Below are 14,178 nucleotides of genomic sequence, written 5' to 3'. Positions count from 1 at the left end.
GGGCGCCATATGGCGCGCCGCACCGCTTGTCGAGGATACATCGCCCGATTCGCGGGCGCTTTCGGCGCTGGCTGTGTCATGGCGATGACCGCGGCGACCGCGCAGGTTCAGGGACCGCCCGCGCCCGACGCCGACAGCGCGATAGAGACCGCGAAGGAACTCGTCGATCCGGTCCGCCGCTGCCGCCCCGCCGACGACGGGTCGATCACCGTCTGCGGCAGCGACACCGACCGCCACCGCCTGTCGCCCGAACTGCGGGCGATAGCCAATGAGGATCGCGTGGCACCCCCCAAGTTGCCGCGCGCCGAGGCAAAGGCGATGAGCCTCGACCGCTTGCCCTATAATTGGGTGTCGATGGGCGGACGCTATCCGCCCGGCCCCGAATATAATCCGCTCTATGAAATGGCGAAGCGCGCGACCGATCCCGATACGGGCGTGCCGCCGCCGCCCGAGCCCGAGGATTAAAGTGCGAGAATCGGCATCAGCATCGGCTTTCCGACCAGATGGTCGGATGCCGAAAGCGCATCGAGCGCGGCGCCGATTGCGCGCGCCGGGCATTCGTGGGTGACGAGTGCGATAACGACATCGTCGCCCTCGTCATTGCCGCGCTGGATGAAACTTTCGATCGACACCGAGGCATCGCGCATTGCGGTCGCGATCTCGGCGAGCACGCCGACGCGGTCTTCGACGACGAGCCGCACATAATATTTGCCGATGCGCGCGCCCGCGTCGGCCGCGGGGGCGGCGTCGAGCGAATCGACCGGCATGGCAAAGGCCGGGCCATACTCGTCGCGGGCGATGTCGATGATGTCGGCGACGATCGCCGACGCGGTCGGCCCCGCGCCCGCGCCCGCGCCCTCAAAGAACAGGCGTCCGACGAAATTGCCCTCGGCAACGACGGCGTTGAGCGCGCCCGGAACATAAGCGAGCGGATGGTCGGCGGGGACGAGGCAGGGCTGCACATGCTGGTACAGCGCCTCTCCGCTACGCTCGGCCATGCCGATCAGACGGACGCGGTGGCCCAGCGCCTCGGCCTCGCGAATGTCGGCAGCGATAAGGTCGCGGATGCCGCTCGCCGTCACTGCGCCGATGTCGAGCCGCGTGCCGAAACAGAGTGCCGCGAGAATTGCCAGCTTGTGCGCCGCGTCGACGCCGTCGACGTCGAAACTCGGGTCGGCCTCGGCATAGCCTTCGGCCTGCGCCGAGGCGAGCGCGGCGGCGAAGCTCGCGCCTTCGCGCTCCATCAGCGTCAGGATATAATTGCAGGTGCCGTTGAGGATGCCATAGACGCGCGCGATCTCGTTCGCCGATGCGCCCTCGCGAATTGCCTTGATGACGGGAATCCCACCGGCGACTGCCGCTTCATATTTCAGCGGCGTGTCCTTCTCCTCGGCAATGCGCGCAAGGTCGAGGCCGTGGTGCGCGATCATCGCCTTGTTGGCGGTGACCAGCGCCTTCCCCGCGCTGAGCGCCTGGCGCGCGAGGGTCAGCGCGGGACCGTCGGCGCCGCCGACCATCTCGACGACGACATCGATGTCGTCGCCCGCGACCAGTGCGCCCATGTCGTCTTCCCAGCGATAGGCGCCGAGGTCCACGCCGCGGTCCTTGTGCCGGTCGCGCGCTGACACCGCGACGATTTCGATCGCGCGGCCCGCACGGCGCGCGATCAGATCGCGGTTCGCCTCGAGCAGCCGGACAACACCGCCGCCGACAACGCCAATACCCGCGAGCGCAACGCGAAGCGGCGGGCGGGCAGTGGACGGCGAAGGATGGGGCGACATGCGGCTACTTTCGTCATGGACGCGGGCAGGCGCCCGCCGATGGCGGTGCCCCTATCGCCTTTTTGTCCGGAAACAAAGCCGCCGCGGCGATATTGCCGACCTATTCAGCGCCGGGTGGCGGCGTCCGCGTCCGCGCGCATTCGCCGAGCGCGCCGAGCACGACGGCATAGTCAGACGCTGCCTTGCGCCGGTCGGTGGCCGTCGTGCCCTTGAGCCGATCAAGCGGCAGGGTGCGTGGCAGTCCGCACGCCAGCCGGTACCAGGCGAGCGTGTTTCGCGCCGGAATGGCGGCCGATTCGTCGACGATCTCGCCAAAGGCGGCCGCCCAGCGGCGCGTGCCGTCGGCGGCAGTCAGGATTGTGAGCGAAACGGGCTCGCCGGTCGCGGTATCGAAGAACAATTGCGTCTCGCCCTCGCCGGGCAAGGTGCCGGGTACATGGAATCCATTTGCGATCCCGGTGATCGCGGGCGGCGCGCCTGGTTTGACGAGTTCGGTCAATATCGCCCGGATGCGCGATTCGGTCTGCGGTTCCCAGTCGATCTGCGCGTCGGGCGCGACGAGTCGGACGCTGCCGGTGTCGGTCGTTCCGGCAGCCGCGCCGGACACCGGACGCGCAAAGAGCAGCACCGGCTGCTTCTTCTTGAGTTTCGGCGCCTTGCCATTTGCATTGAGCGGAAGGTCGACCAGATAGCTTATCCGCGACGCGAGGGGCCCGCCGCCGCGAATCAGGCTGACGACATCGGCCTCGACATAGAATCGGGCATGACCCGCCGCGAGTCCCGGTGCGCGTTCGGGCTTGAGCACGGCCGACGAAGATATTCGTGCATGGATCGTCATCGGCGCCGTCGTCGCCAGATCGGCAAGGTCGGCATAGCTAAAGCGATCGGCCAATGCCACCGGTGTCGCGGGCTGCATTGCGAAAACGCCGCTATTCCCGATAGTTGCTATCGCCAGTGCGGCACAAAGGGCGGGGAAGAGCACGCGCATGTTTGTTCCTCATCATGTTATCAAAGCGCCATACAGGCTGCCAAAGTCCCATCATGGCGCGGGGCACATTAACCGCTGATAAAGGGTTTGCGAACTTGCCGCCACCGCGATAGACGGGCGTGCAAGCGTCCGGCAAAAACAGAACAGGCCGGCTGCAAGACCGCCGGGTCTCCTCGTCGCATCGGAAAACATCCGGGCACAAGGCAACCAACCTGTCGGTTCGGAATTGGTGTCAGGATGATCTAGCAAGGAGCGTCGTCCCTGAATGGCTTATGGTGATAATGTCGACCCTAAAAACAGGGTAGTGGCAATTGTCTTGGTTGGTCTGTTTACAGCGGTTCTGGGTTACGGCCTGGTCAACGGCTTGAACATCAGCATCGTCAAGAAGATTGCCGAAAAACTGGACGTCGTGGACGTCGAAGAACCGCCGCCGCCGGAGGAGCCGCCGCCGCCGCCGCCGCCGGACAATGTCCTGCCGCCGCCTCCGCCGGTCGTGACGCCGCCGTCACCAATCCCGCCGCCGGTGACGACGAACACGGTGCAGTCGGTGCCGAAGGCGCCGCCGACGCCGCCTCCGCCGGTCTATATCCCGCCTGCGCCGCCGGCTCCGCCGCCGACGCCTGACCTCAGCCAGGAAGGTTCGCCGCGCGGCAACCCTGGGCGTTGGGCGACGAACGACGACTATCCGGCACGCGCCATGCGCGAGGATCGTGAAGGTACGACCGGTTTCCGCGTCACCTATGGTGCCGATGGCAAGGTCACGTCGTGCGACATCACGTCGTCGAGCGGTCACGCCGACCTTGATGCCGAAACGTGCAAGCTCATTTCGCGCCGCGCACGCTTTAACCCGGGCAAGGACCGGGCGGGCAATCCAAAGGGCGGAAGCTACAGCAATCGTATCCGCTGGCAGATCCCGCGCTGATCGGCGCGACGATTTCCATGCGGCCCAATGATCTGAATTTTTGATTTCGATTATTTTGAGAGGGAATAACCAACATGTTTAATCTGATCGCAACTGCCGCTGCCGGCGGCGCCAACTCCTGGCATGGCATGATGCCCCCGGGCATGTGCGTGATGGAAGAAGGGACGAACCCCTATGGTCTCGTTCCCGCGCTGTGCGAAGGCGGCATTGTGTCGCAGATGACCTTCCTGGTCCTGCTGATCATGTTCGTCGGCACGCTCTACATCCTTTTCACCAAATTGTTCGAGCAGAACAAGGTCATCAATCAGGGCAAGGCCGTCGACGCCAATTTCTGGCGCGCGCCGACGCTGGCTGACGGCATGAACAAGCTCGAGAAGAACAGCGCCTATCGTCAGGTTGTCGAAGACGGCCTGCGCGCGAACGAAGAGCACACCAAGCTCACCGACCCCGTCGAAGCCCATGACTGGATGCACGGCACGCTCGAGCGTTCGCAGAACCACATCAACTCGAAGCTCAACAGCGGCCTCGCCTTCCTCGCGACCGTCGGTTCGACTGCACCGTTCGTCGGCCTGTTCGGTACCGTCATCGGTATTCTTCGCGCCCTCGTGAAGATCGGTGCGTCGGGCCAGGCCTCGATCGACACCGTCGCCGGTCCGGTCGGTGAAGCGCTGATCATGACCGCCATTGGTCTGATCGTCGCGGTTCCCGCGGTGCTTGCGTTCAACTGGCTGCAGAGCCGCAACAAGGCGATCGCCCGCAGCCTGTCGACCTTCGCCAATGACGTTCTCGGTGCGATGATGTCGGGCGGCCAGGTCAAGCCGACCATCCCGTCGGCTCCGGCGAAAGCCGCTGCTCCGGCTGCGGCGCCGAAGAAGGCCTGATTGGTCTGTGGATTCCCGCTCGCCGCGCTACGGCAGCGAGCGGGGTCCGCTGGACTGGGTGGAACGCCCCCGGCGAACCTCTCCAGGTTCATGACAGAAATTTTGTGACAGGATGCTAATCCGATGGCGATGAGTGTAGGGGATAAGGGCGGCGAAGAAGCCCCAATGTCCGACATCAACACGACCCCGCTCGTGGACATCATGCTCGTGCTTTTGATCATCTTCCTCATCACGGTCCCCGTGGTGCTGGAAACGGTCGATCTCGAGCTTCCCGACGTGGTCTTCGAGCCGACGACGACAAAGCCCGAAAATGTGCTTCTGTCGGTGCGTTCGGCCGATACCGATGGTGACGGCCGGCCCAACGCCGACAGCACCGCATGCGAAGTTTATTGGGGCCAGACCCCCGTCGATTCGCGCGAGCTGCTGACGATGGGCCAGGACAAGCTCGAGAAATTGCTCGAGGATATTGGCGGCCCGGAAAATATCACCGAGGAAAATTTCCCCGAAGTGCACATTCGCGGCGACGTCAACACGCCGTACCAGTGCATCGGCGGCGTGATCTATACGATGCAATTTGCCGGTTTCCAGAAGATCGGATTCATTTCCGAACCTGCTGCGGGATCGGGCACGCTGGGACGCCTGTAAGGACTGCGCCCACATGAGAGTGAAGGAATAATCCTATGTCGATGGCCGTTGGCGATCGGGACGAAAATGAACCGATGATGGACATGAACACGACGCCGTTGATCGACGTCATGCTCGTGCTCCTCATCATGTTCATCATCACCATCCCGGTGCAAACCCACGCAGTGAAGATCGATTTGCCGGTTCCGAGCGACAATGAAAGCAATGTCGATCCGGAAAAGAACAAGGTGATGATCGACCAGGCCGGTACGATCAGCTGGAACGGCACGCCGGTCGACCTAGCGCAGCTCGCGGTTTACCTCGAGCAGACGAAGGCACTGCCCGTCGAGCCCGAACTGCAGGTCCAGCCGGACCCGTTCGCGCGTTATATCGTCGTCGATAATGTGATGGCGGTGGTCAAGCGCAGCGGCGTCGGCAAGCTCGGCTTTGTCGGAAACGAACAATATGCCCGCGTGTTCTGATCGCTGATCGAACCGCAGGACAAGAGGAGGCCGCGAAGCGATTCGCGGCCTCTTTGTTTGCGCGCCGCATGCGCGGGACAATTATCGGGCTTGGATCGCGAAAAACGGTTCGGCAAGGTAGGATGTTGGATCGAAAAGCGACTTTGCGGCGTTCGGTCGGCAGAGCGACGACGAAACAGGGCGAAAGGAATCAACTGCATGACGAAGACATTGCACTTCGGGCGCGTGGCTTTGCCGATTGCGACCGGCGCGGCGCTGCTTGCGATCGGCGGCTGCGCCAATATGGGCGGCAAGCCCGTATCGACGCTGCCCCCCGCCGACGCGCACGCGCAGCTCTATGACGCGCGCGGCGCCGACCGCGGACGCGCCGACATTTATCGCGAGGCGAACGGCCTGCGAATCGAACTCGTCGCGCGCGGCTTCGCTCCCGGCACCTATGGTATGCACGTCCACGCTGTCGGTCAGTGCACTCCGCCCGACTTCGCGAGCGCAGGTCCCCACTGGAACCCGACCGATGCGCAGCATGGCCGCGAAAATCCGATGGGCGCGCACCACGGCGATTTGCCGAACCTCGTGATCGAAGCCGAACAGATCGGCCGCGCTACGGTGACGATGGTCGGGTCGCGCTTCGAGGGCGCGGGCGCGCTGCTCGATGCCGACGGCGCGGCTTTCGTCATTCATGCCAGCCCCGACGACATGCGCACCGATCCCAGCGGCAACAGCGGCGCGCGCGTCGCCTGCGGCGTGGTCGTCAAAGGCAGCGGTGCGGACTGAGGCGGCTGAGGTCGCAAGGCCCTTTAAAAGTAACGCCGCGTCGAATCATGCGCCTTCGCGCGCGGCCCGCGCGCGTTCGACGAGCGTCGCTTCGGCGTGCGGCAGGGCGCGGTAAGCGTAGAACAACAGGATCAGCGCGATCGGTGCGACACCGATGAGCGACAAAATTCCGATGCGCAGATTGCCGACATAGGCTCCGTCGACCATTGTGCCGGTCAGGTCCGAAATCTGTCCGACCATATAGGGGCCGAAGGACAGGCCGACGAGCGTGGTCCCAAGGAAGAAGGCGGCGGTCGCGGTGCCGCGCATTTCGGGGAGCACCAGATCCTGCGTCGTCGCAGCGGCCGCGCCGAGGGCGGCCGCGCCGAAGAGCCCCGCCAGAAAGTTCATGGTATAGAATAGAACGGCGTTTTCGGTCGTGTATCCGATCCAGATCGGAATGATTGGGGCAACGACGCCAAAGATGATCATCCAGATGCGCCCCGCCGGATTGCGCGCGCGCAGGGCGTCGGCGACGCGGCCGCCGATAATCACGCCAACAAAGCCGCTGAGTGCACCGTTGGCGCCGAGGATCGAAGCGAGTTCCTGCTTTGGCAGGCCAAGCACGACTTCGGCATAGGGCGCCGACCAAAAGGCGAGCGCATAGGCCGCAAGGCTGACCAGACCATAGCCGAGCGTCGTGCAGATGAAGGCGGGCGTCCCCCAGATCAGGCGGAAGGTCGCGGGGTCGTTGGCCCGCAAGGTGCTCGCCCAGGAAAAAACCGCATAATAGCCGAACGCGACCGCCGACCATTGTGGGATGTTCCCGGTCAATTCGATCATCCACCAGGCGAATCCGGCGAATCCGGCGGCAGCGCCGATGTTGATTGCCAGCGCAGCCGGTCCGCGCTTCCATGCGCCATAAAGGGTGAAGGGGGGGACAATCATCGACAGGTCGCGGCCGAACTCGCGGAACGGGGTGGGCGAGCTTTTGGCGGGGGTTCCGTCCATCGCCCCGCGCACCGGCTCACGCAGCGATGCGACCCATAGCGCGAGAAGAATTCCGGGCACGCCGACCGCAAGGAACGCCGCCTGCCAGCCGACCAGCCCGAGCGGGCCGCCGCCCGGATAGGCGGCGTTCCATGTTTGGACAATCAACGCGCCGATGAACAGCGAGACACCGCCGCCGAGGTAGAGACCCGATGAATAGATGGCGAGCGCGGTCGCTTTCTGCCGTTTCGGAAAATAGTCGGAGATGAGCGAATAGGCGGTCGGACTCGCCGTCGCCTCGCCGACGCCGACTCCCATGCGCGCAAGCGTCAGGGTCAGCCGGTCATAGGCGAGCCCGGAAAAGGCCGTCATCGCCGACCACAGGGTAAGGCCGATCGACAGCAGCTTCACGCGGCTCCAATTGTCGGCCAGTCGTCCGAGCGGGATTCCGAAAAGCGCATAAAAAACCGCGAACGCAGCGCCGCCGAGGAATCCCATCTGCGAATCGGTGAGGCCGAGATCGGCCTTGATGTCGACTGCAAGGATGCTGATGATCTGACGGTCGATGAAATTCAGGATATAGACGATGACGAGCACGGAGAGGACGTACCAGCTGTACCCCGTGGCTTTCGGTTCCGCTGCCGATGCGCCACTCACATCCTTCTCGGTCATCTGGCAACCCTCTCCCGAACCCGTTATTCATTGGCGGACATGGCTAGCAGAGCGGCGAAGAGGTGCAAGTTGAAAGTCGGTTCAACTTTGAACGGTACGAGGGCCGCATGAGGGGCGACGCTACGGAAACACCCTCGATCCTGTTCCTCTGCCTTGGAAATATCTGTCGTTCTCCATTGGCCGAAGGGGCAGCGCGCGCGGCGTTCGACGCCCGTGGCGTCGCGGCACGGCTTGATTCGGCGGGGACCGGCGACTGGCATGTCGGACGCCCGCCCGACGCACGCGCGCAGGCCGAGGCGCGGCGGCGCGGGATCGACATTTCGGATCTGCGCGCGCGGCAGCTTGTTCCCGAGGATTTCCGCCGTTTCGACCTGATCCTTGCGGCCGACGCGCAGAATTTGCGCGACGCGCGCCGGATCGCGCCGCCCGATGCGACCGCGCGGCTCGCGTTGATGCTCGACATGGTGCCCGGGCGCGCTGGCGAAAGCGTCGCCGATCCCTATTATGGTGAGGAAGATGGTTTCGCGGCGACCTGGTCCGATGTGCGTGCGGTTGCCGAGGCGCTCGTGTCGGACGCGAGCGGATAGCGCGCGACCGGATGGTAGCGCGACCCGCCGTGCGCAAGCTCGCTTTCGTACAGCGTGACATGGTCGAATGTGAATGCCTCGCTCGCGAGGTCGCTGTGCAGCGCGACAAAGGGTGCGACCGGCCCCGACGAGCGGTTGAGCCGCGCGAGCGTGATATGCGGCACGAAGGCCCGCGTTTCGCCCGCGACACCGACCCGCGCGAGCAGCTGATCGACCTTGTGATGGAGAGCAGCAAGCGGCTCGGCGGGCGCGACCCCCGCCCACACCGTGTGCGGCTGCCCGCGCCGCTCGAACATCCCCACCCCGGCAATCCGCGCCGCGACCGACGGCGCATGGAGTGCACCGAGCGCAGCGGCGACATCCTCGGCGCGATGATGGTCGACCTCGCCGATAAAACGGAGCGTGAGATGGAGTTGATCGTCGCTCTGCCAGCGCGCGCCCGAAATCCCGTGCATCGCGGCCGTAAGCTGGGCGCGGATCGGACGCGGTGGCCGCAAAGCGACAAAGAGGCGGTGCGCGGACATGGTACGAAGAACATAGGGCGACCGTGCCCGCGCGCAACAATTTCGCCCCTGTCCGGTTTCGCTTGAATCTATACGGGAAAGACCCGATATTATGGTCACGGCCGGTATGGGCTGGCCGGTGATGGAGAATGACAATGGCGAATTGGAACGACCCCAATATGGCGGCTTCCGGTTTTGGCGCCGGCACGCGTGCAACGGACCAGGCCGTCGATGCCGGCCTGCGGTCGTACATGCTGTCGGTTTACAACTATATGGGCTCGGGCGTGCTGCTTACCGGCATCGTCGCGATGCTCGCCTTTCAGTCGGGCTTCACCGCCTCGATGATCGGCAGCCCGCTGATGTGGGTGGTGATGCTGGCTCCGCTGGCTTTCGTGATGGTGCTGAGCTTTGGCATCAACAAGCTGTCGACGGTCGCGGCGCAGACGATCTTCTGGGTCTATGCCGCCGTGATGGGCCTGTCGATGTCGACGATCTTTCTGGCGTTCACCAGCACGTCGATCGCACAGACCTTTTTCGCGACGGCCGCAGCCTTCCTCGGCCTCAGCCTCTATGGCTACACGACCAAAAAGGATCTGTCGGGTTTCGGCACTTTCCTGATCATGGGCGTCGTCGGCCTGCTCGTCGCGATGCTGCTTAACGCTTTCGTGTTCCAGTCGGGCGCGATGGCGCTGGCGATCAGCGTGATCGGCGTGCTGGTTTTCGCGGGTCTCACCGCCTATGACACGCAGAAGATCAAGAGCATGTATTTCTATGTTCGCGGCACCGATTTCGTCGGCAAGGCCGTGATCATGGGAGCGCTGAACCTCTATCTCGACTTCGTGAACATGTTCACCTTCCTGCTCCACCTGCTTGGAAGCCGCGAATAAGCGAGCGTAACAGGCACAGGTAAAAGGAAGGCCCGGCGGAGCGATTCGCCGGGCCTTCGCTTTAATCTTTACGCGGCAGGCGCCTGCATTTCGGCGATCAACGCATTGTCGATTTGCTTCGCGCGCTGGTAGGCTGCGCGTTCGCGCAGCGGCGCGACATAAGCTTCGAATGCGGGACGCGACGGGATCGACCCGAATTGCAGGCCCCAATCGATATGGCTCCCGACATAGACATCGGCAGCGCTGAAACGCTCGCCCGCGACAAAATTCTTGCCCGCAACCGCTGTTTCGAGCGTGTCGAGCGTTTGGTCGAGCGTTCCGAACCCCGCCATGCGCCGCTGCTCGCCCTCGGGTTCGAGGCCGAGATGCTTCGATACGACGGCTTGCTCGACAGGTCCCGCGGCGAAAAAGAGCCAGCGATAATAATCGGCGCGGTCGGCGGGCGCGGGAGCCAATCCGGCGCCGGCGAAGGCATCGGCGAGATAGGCGCAGATCGCGGCGCATTCGGTGACGACCCGCCCATTGTGGACGATCGCGGGAACCTTGCCCATCGGGTTGATCGCGAGATAATCGGGCGCCTTCATCGCCGTGTCATAGTCAAGAATGTGCGTTTCATAGGGGGCGCCAACCTCTTCGAGCATCCAGCGAACCATCTGTCCGCGCGACATCGGGTTGGTGTAAAAGATAAGATCGTCGGCCACGGTCATGCTCCCTTCGGCTTGAGTCGTCATCGAACATATCAGGAACACGCATCGCCGGCCAGCAGGCTTGTTTTGTCACCACAGGCAGGTAAGGCAGGGGAATGAGCGACGAACGCATCTGGACCGCCGCCGTGCTGGTGATCGGCGACGAAATCCTCTCGGGCCGCACGCAGGACAAGAATGTCGCGCAGATCGCGACCTGGCTCGACGTGCAGGGCATCCGACTGCGCGAGGTGCGGATCGTTCCCGATGTCGAGGAAGAGATTGTCGCGGCGCTGGTCGCACTGCGCGCGCGCTACGATTATCTGTTCACCACCGGTGGCATCGGTCCGACGCACGACGATATCACCGTCGATGCGGTCGCCAAGGCGCTGGGAGTCGATGTCGTCATCCACCCCACGGCGCGCGCAATCCTTGAGCGCTATTACGAAAGCCGCGGCGGACTGACCGAGGCGCGATTGCGCATGGCGCGCGTGCCCGAAGGCGCCGAGCTCATCCCCAACCGCATGTCGGGCGCGCCGGGAATCCGTATCGGCAATCTCTTCGTGATGGCCGGGGTGCCGCACATCACCGCCGGCATGCTCGATGCTCTCACCGGCGAACTCGAGGGCGGGGCGCCGCTCGTCGCGCACACAATCGGCGCATGGGCGGCCGAGAGCGAGGTCGCTGATCTCCTCCGCCAGGGCGAAAAGGATCATCCCGGCGTCGCGATCGGCAGTTATCCCTTTTTCCGCGAGGGCCGCGTCGGCGCCAATTTCGTCGTCCGCTCGACCGACGGCGCGTGCGTCGCCGCGTGCGTCGCCGCGCTTCGCGCTTCGATCGAGGCCGCGGGCTATGCGGTCACCGACGGCGGTATCTGATCGACGCCCTCGTCGTCGCTTCCGCGCGTGACGCGCGGAAGGCGGCGCAGCATCGCCATCGCCGCGAGGCCAAAGGCGGCCGCGACGATGAAGGCTGCGCCGGGAAAACGCGCTGGCGCGTCGTCTGCGGTGAAATAAGCCATCGTCCCGGTGAGCAGGATCGGCGCGGCGAGCGAGCCGAGTCCCATTGCCATCGCCGAAATCCCCTGCACCTCGCCCTGCGATTCGGCGGTCGCACGCCGTGACATCAGCGCCATCAGCGACGGCTGCACCGGCGCCTGGAGTGCGATCGGGACAAGCAGCAGGAAGGCGCCCCAGGTCGTCTCGACAAAGGCATAGCCGATGAAGATCGCGACCGCGACCGCGAGCCCCAGCGTCGCGGCATCGCGTTCTCCGAATCGCCTGACCGCGGGGCCGACAACGAACGTCTGCCCGATCGCGATCATCACGCCGACCGCGGCGAGGCTGGCGCCGATCATCGACGGCGTCCAGCCGAGCTGCGCGATGCAATAGAAGCTCCACGTCAGCGGATAGACGAGGCTCGCAATCTGCCACAGCACGATCACCGTCGCGACGCCGCCCATTCCGGGGAGCGCGCGCATCGCATTGAGCGCGCCGAGCGGGTTCGCGCGGCGCCAATCGAAGGCGCGCCGCCGCTCGGGTGCCAGCGTTTCGGGAAAGATAATCAGGCCATAGAACATGTTCGCCGCCGATAGCAGCGCCGCGGCGACAAAGGGCGCGCGCGGGCCGACCTCGCCCAGGAAACCGCCGATCGCAGGGCCCGCGACAAAGCCGACGCCAAATGCCGCGCCGACGAGGCCGAAGTTGCGCGCGCGCTCTTCGGGCTTCGTCACATCGGCGATCGCCGCCTGCGCTGCGGCATAGCTGCCGCCAAAAATGCCCGACAGCGCGCGGGCGATGAACAGCCATGGCAGCGTATCGACAAAGGTAAGCAGCAGATAGTCGAGCGTCAGCCCGCCGAGCGAAAGCAACAGCACGCGGCGGCGCCCATAGCGATCCGACAGATTGCCGAGCAGCGGCGAGGCAAAGAAGGTCGCCACCGCCATGACGAGTCCGATCCACGCGCCGATCTCGATCGCCTTGGGCAGGTCGACGCGGCCGATCTCCATCACCAGCTGCGGCAGCACCGGCATGATGATGCCGAACCCGACCGCGTCGATGAAGATGGTGACGACGATGAAGGGAATGGTCCGCGCGCGCGTCATGGCCGGTCTTGCGCCTGCAAAGCGCCGTACAGGCTTGGGGCGGCTGCAATCACGGTCGGTCCTTTCCGGTAAACGCCGATAGCCAATATCGATTCGTCGCGCGACGAGACAGTTTCCGTCACCACATAAGGCGGCGCCGTCGGGGCGACGACGTCATCGACGGCTCAGCAGTGTGGGGCTGGAGCGGGTGAAGGGAATCGAACCCTCGTCGTAAGCTTGGGAAGCTTCTGCTCTACCATTGAGCTACACCCGCACGGATTGCGCGATTGGCACAGCCGTGCGGGCGGGTCAATTGCCTTCGCCATCAGGCTCCGGGTACGCCGAGCAACTGCGCCTGCGCGCGGAGCCTTTCCGCCGAGCCCGGGTTCGCGGCGATCGCGTCTTTGAGCGCCTTTGCCGCCTTGGCGGTTTCTCCCAGCGTCATGCGGCTGCGCATCAGCATGATCCAGCGGTCGACATCGGACGGGTTCGCTTTCAGCTTCGCTTCCAGTCCGTCGACCATGCCGGCGATCATCGCGTCCTGTTGACCCTTTGGAAGCTGCGATGCCGCCTCCATGTCGGCGCGGCTCGGGCCGGGAATTGCGCGCGCTGCGACGGGCATTTCCGCGCCCGTCGGCGCGCGCGCCTGTGTTTGCGCCAGGCGCGGCGCGACGTCGATCGAATGGATCTTGCCCACCTGTTCGATCGTGCGCCGCAAATCGGCCTCCCACGGCGCGCCCCGCGGTGTGTCGGCGAGCAGTGCGAACCAGTCGTCGATGGCGCCGCGATGGTCGCCCGCCAGATCCTTTTCGACCGCCTTGAAATAGCGCGCTGGCGGGTCGCGCGGGTCGAGCGCGATCGCGCGATCGAATGCTTCGCGCGCGGCGGGGGGCAGAGGGTCGCGATCGCTGACATAGACGCGTGCCTCGCCGAGCGCCGACCAGAGCGCGGCGGTTTCGCCGTCGAGTGCGACCGCCTTTTCATACGCTGCAATCGCACCCCGATAGTCTTCGAGGTCGAAACGCGCGGCGCCGAGCGCGCGCCAGGCGTCGACGCTGTTCGGCTCGCGCTTCGTTCGCGCTTCGAGGTCGGCGATCTGGTCCGACGGTGCGAACGACTGTTGCATGCCGCCGTCGTTTCCCGCTGACGATGAGTCGCGCCACACCGTGTACCCGATCGCGGCGGCCAACAGGGCGCCTGCGGCGATCAGGACCGCGAGGTTCGTCCGCGTCATGCCGCGTTGCCGCTCGTCCACTATGTCCTTGGTCTCGCTCATCATTGCCCCTTTGTGCGCTCGCAATAAATTCGGTGCGCGCGGCGCGCTGCCCCATTGCCTTTGCCC

Annotated in this window: 16 protein-coding genes and 1 tRNA gene; 9 read left to right on the top strand and 8 right to left on the bottom strand. The window is 64.8% G+C overall.

What is annotated here, in order from left to right; all coding sequences use genetic code 11:
- Nucleotides 1-84 precede the first annotated feature (84 nt).
- Nucleotides 85-465 (top strand): hypothetical protein, encoded by a 381-nt coding sequence (locus JI743_RS11205; RefSeq protein WP_227340114.1) that lies wholly within the window; start codon nt 85-87, stop codon nt 463-465.
- Here JI743_RS11205 and JI743_RS11200 read toward each other — a convergent pair.
- Nucleotides 462-1,781, bottom strand: a complete 1,320-nt coding sequence (locus JI743_RS11200) for a homoserine dehydrogenase (RefSeq protein WP_201928388.1) — start codon at nt 1,779-1,781, stop codon at nt 462-464. The two genes, JI743_RS11205 and JI743_RS11200, sit on opposite strands and share 4 nt — an antisense overlap.
- A 100-nt stretch (nt 1,782-1,881) precedes the next feature.
- On the bottom strand, nt 1,882-2,679 hold the full coding sequence (locus JI743_RS11195; RefSeq protein WP_330902789.1) for a hypothetical protein: 798 nt from the start codon (nt 2,677-2,679) through the stop codon (nt 1,882-1,884).
- Nucleotides 2,680-3,034: 355 nt separating this feature from the next.
- On the opposite strand from JI743_RS11195, the gene JI743_RS11190 reads away from it, so the two are divergent.
- From JI743_RS11190 to JI743_RS11170, 5 genes are all read left to right on the top strand, one after another.
- The gene (locus JI743_RS11190; RefSeq protein ID WP_201928386.1) at nt 3,035-3,691 is read left to right on the top strand and encodes an energy transducer TonB; all 657 of its coding nucleotides are present in this window, start codon (nt 3,035-3,037) and stop codon (nt 3,689-3,691) included.
- Between the two features lie 131 nt (nt 3,692-3,822).
- Nucleotides 3,823-4,572: a MotA/TolQ/ExbB proton channel family protein gene (locus tag JI743_RS11185; protein ID WP_227340466.1), complete on the top strand. Its 750-nt coding sequence runs from the start codon at nt 3,823-3,825 to the stop codon at nt 4,570-4,572.
- A gap of 123 nt (nt 4,573-4,695) precedes the next feature.
- On the top strand, nt 4,696-5,217 hold the full coding sequence (locus JI743_RS11180; RefSeq protein WP_201928384.1) for an ExbD/TolR family protein: 522 nt from the start codon (nt 4,696-4,698) through the stop codon (nt 5,215-5,217).
- A gap of 35 nt (nt 5,218-5,252) precedes the next feature.
- Nucleotides 5,253-5,678, top strand: a complete 426-nt coding sequence (locus tag JI743_RS11175; RefSeq protein WP_201928383.1) for an ExbD/TolR family protein — start codon at nt 5,253-5,255, stop codon at nt 5,676-5,678.
- Nucleotides 5,679-5,876: 198 nt separating this feature from the next.
- A complete protein-coding gene (locus tag JI743_RS11170; RefSeq protein ID WP_201928382.1) occupies nt 5,877-6,452 on the top strand; it encodes a superoxide dismutase family protein in 576 nt (191 codons plus the stop codon).
- 45 nt (nt 6,453-6,497) lie between these two features.
- Here the strand turns inward: JI743_RS11170 and JI743_RS11165 are convergent, their stop codons facing one another.
- Entirely contained in the window at nt 6,498-8,093 is a 1,596-nt protein-coding gene (locus tag JI743_RS11165; RefSeq protein WP_201928381.1) for a spinster family MFS transporter, read from the bottom strand.
- A gap of 107 nt (nt 8,094-8,200) precedes the next feature.
- Here JI743_RS11165 and JI743_RS11160 point away from each other — a divergent pair, with 107 nt between their 5' ends.
- A complete protein-coding gene (locus JI743_RS11160) occupies nt 8,201-8,680 on the top strand; it encodes a low molecular weight protein-tyrosine-phosphatase (protein ID WP_201928380.1) in 480 nt (159 codons plus the stop codon).
- On the opposite strand, the gene thpR is transcribed toward JI743_RS11160, so the two are convergent.
- On the bottom strand, nt 8,596-9,204 hold the full coding sequence (gene thpR / locus JI743_RS11155; RefSeq protein ID WP_201928379.1) for an RNA 2',3'-cyclic phosphodiesterase: 609 nt from the start codon (nt 9,202-9,204) through the stop codon (nt 8,596-8,598). The two genes, JI743_RS11160 and thpR, sit on opposite strands and share 85 nt — an antisense overlap.
- Before the next feature lie 134 nt (nt 9,205-9,338).
- Here thpR and JI743_RS11150 point away from each other — a divergent pair, with 134 nt between their 5' ends.
- On the top strand, nt 9,339-10,070 hold the full coding sequence (locus JI743_RS11150; RefSeq protein ID WP_201928378.1) for a Bax inhibitor-1/YccA family protein: 732 nt from the start codon (nt 9,339-9,341) through the stop codon (nt 10,068-10,070).
- A 68-nt stretch (nt 10,071-10,138) separates the two neighbouring features.
- On the opposite strand, the gene JI743_RS11145 is transcribed toward JI743_RS11150, so the two are convergent.
- Entirely contained in the window at nt 10,139-10,777 is a 639-nt protein-coding gene (locus tag JI743_RS11145) for a glutathione S-transferase family protein (RefSeq protein ID WP_236659969.1), read from the bottom strand.
- Nucleotides 10,778-10,872: 95 nt separating this feature from the next.
- On the opposite strand from JI743_RS11145, the gene JI743_RS11140 reads away from it, so the two are divergent.
- Nucleotides 10,873-11,631 carry a competence/damage-inducible protein A gene (locus JI743_RS11140; protein ID WP_201928376.1) on the top strand — a complete coding sequence of 253 codons (759 nt, stop codon included), beginning with the start codon at nt 10,873-10,875 and terminating at the stop codon, nt 11,629-11,631.
- On the opposite strand, the gene JI743_RS11135 is transcribed toward JI743_RS11140, so the two are convergent.
- From JI743_RS11135 to JI743_RS11125, 3 genes are all read right to left on the bottom strand, one after another.
- Entirely contained in the window at nt 11,604-12,857 is a 1,254-nt protein-coding gene (locus JI743_RS11135; RefSeq protein ID WP_201928375.1) for an MFS transporter, read from the bottom strand. The genes JI743_RS11140 and JI743_RS11135 overlap by 28 nt on opposite strands.
- A 179-nt stretch (nt 12,858-13,036) precedes the next feature.
- Nucleotides 13,037-13,110 (bottom strand) — tRNA-Gly (locus tag JI743_RS11130).
- A 51-nt stretch (nt 13,111-13,161) separates the two neighbouring features.
- Entirely contained in the window at nt 13,162-14,112 is a 951-nt protein-coding gene (locus tag JI743_RS11125; protein WP_201928374.1) for a tetratricopeptide repeat protein, read from the bottom strand.
- Between the last annotated feature and the right edge of the window lie 66 nt (nt 14,113-14,178).

This window comes from Sphingopyxis jiangsuensis, from assembly GCF_016734905.1.
GTDB lineage: Bacteria > Pseudomonadota > Alphaproteobacteria > Sphingomonadales > Sphingomonadaceae > Sphingopyxis > Sphingopyxis jiangsuensis.
Note: the sequence above shows the minus strand (reverse complement) of the source record. Positions and strands in the feature narration are given on the sequence as shown.

Coding starts and splice junctions, on each gene's coding strand:
- JI743_RS11205 (WP_227340114.1), top strand. CDS start 85: ATGACCGCGGCGACCGCGCAGGTTCAGGGACCGCCCGCGCCCGACGCC.
- JI743_RS11200 (WP_201928388.1), bottom strand. CDS start 1,781: ATGTCGCCCCATCCTTCGCCGTCCACTGCCCGCCCGCCGCTTCGCGTT.
- JI743_RS11190 (WP_201928386.1), top strand. CDS start 3,035: ATGGCTTATGGTGATAATGTCGACCCTAAAAACAGGGTAGTGGCAATT.
- JI743_RS11185 (WP_227340466.1), top strand. CDS start 3,823: ATGCCCCCGGGCATGTGCGTGATGGAAGAAGGGACGAACCCCTATGGT.
- JI743_RS11180 (WP_201928384.1), top strand. CDS start 4,696: ATGGCGATGAGTGTAGGGGATAAGGGCGGCGAAGAAGCCCCAATGTCC.
- JI743_RS11175 (WP_201928383.1), top strand. CDS start 5,253: ATGTCGATGGCCGTTGGCGATCGGGACGAAAATGAACCGATGATGGAC.
- JI743_RS11170 (WP_201928382.1), top strand. CDS start 5,877: ATGACGAAGACATTGCACTTCGGGCGCGTGGCTTTGCCGATTGCGACC.
- JI743_RS11165 (WP_201928381.1), bottom strand. CDS start 8,093: ATGACCGAGAAGGATGTGAGTGGCGCATCGGCAGCGGAACCGAAAGCC.
- JI743_RS11160 (WP_201928380.1), top strand. CDS start 8,201: ATGAGGGGCGACGCTACGGAAACACCCTCGATCCTGTTCCTCTGCCTT.
- thpR (WP_201928379.1), bottom strand. CDS start 9,204: ATGTCCGCGCACCGCCTCTTTGTCGCTTTGCGGCCACCGCGTCCGATC.
- JI743_RS11150 (WP_201928378.1), top strand. CDS start 9,339: ATGGCGAATTGGAACGACCCCAATATGGCGGCTTCCGGTTTTGGCGCC.
- JI743_RS11145 (WP_236659969.1), bottom strand. CDS start 10,777: ATGACCGTGGCCGACGATCTTATCTTTTACACCAACCCGATGTCGCGC.
- JI743_RS11140 (WP_201928376.1), top strand. CDS start 10,873: ATGAGCGACGAACGCATCTGGACCGCCGCCGTGCTGGTGATCGGCGAC.
- JI743_RS11135 (WP_201928375.1), bottom strand. CDS start 12,857: ATGACGCGCGCGCGGACCATTCCCTTCATCGTCGTCACCATCTTCATC.
- JI743_RS11125 (WP_201928374.1), bottom strand. CDS start 14,112: ATGAGCGAGACCAAGGACATAGTGGACGAGCGGCAACGCGGCATGACG.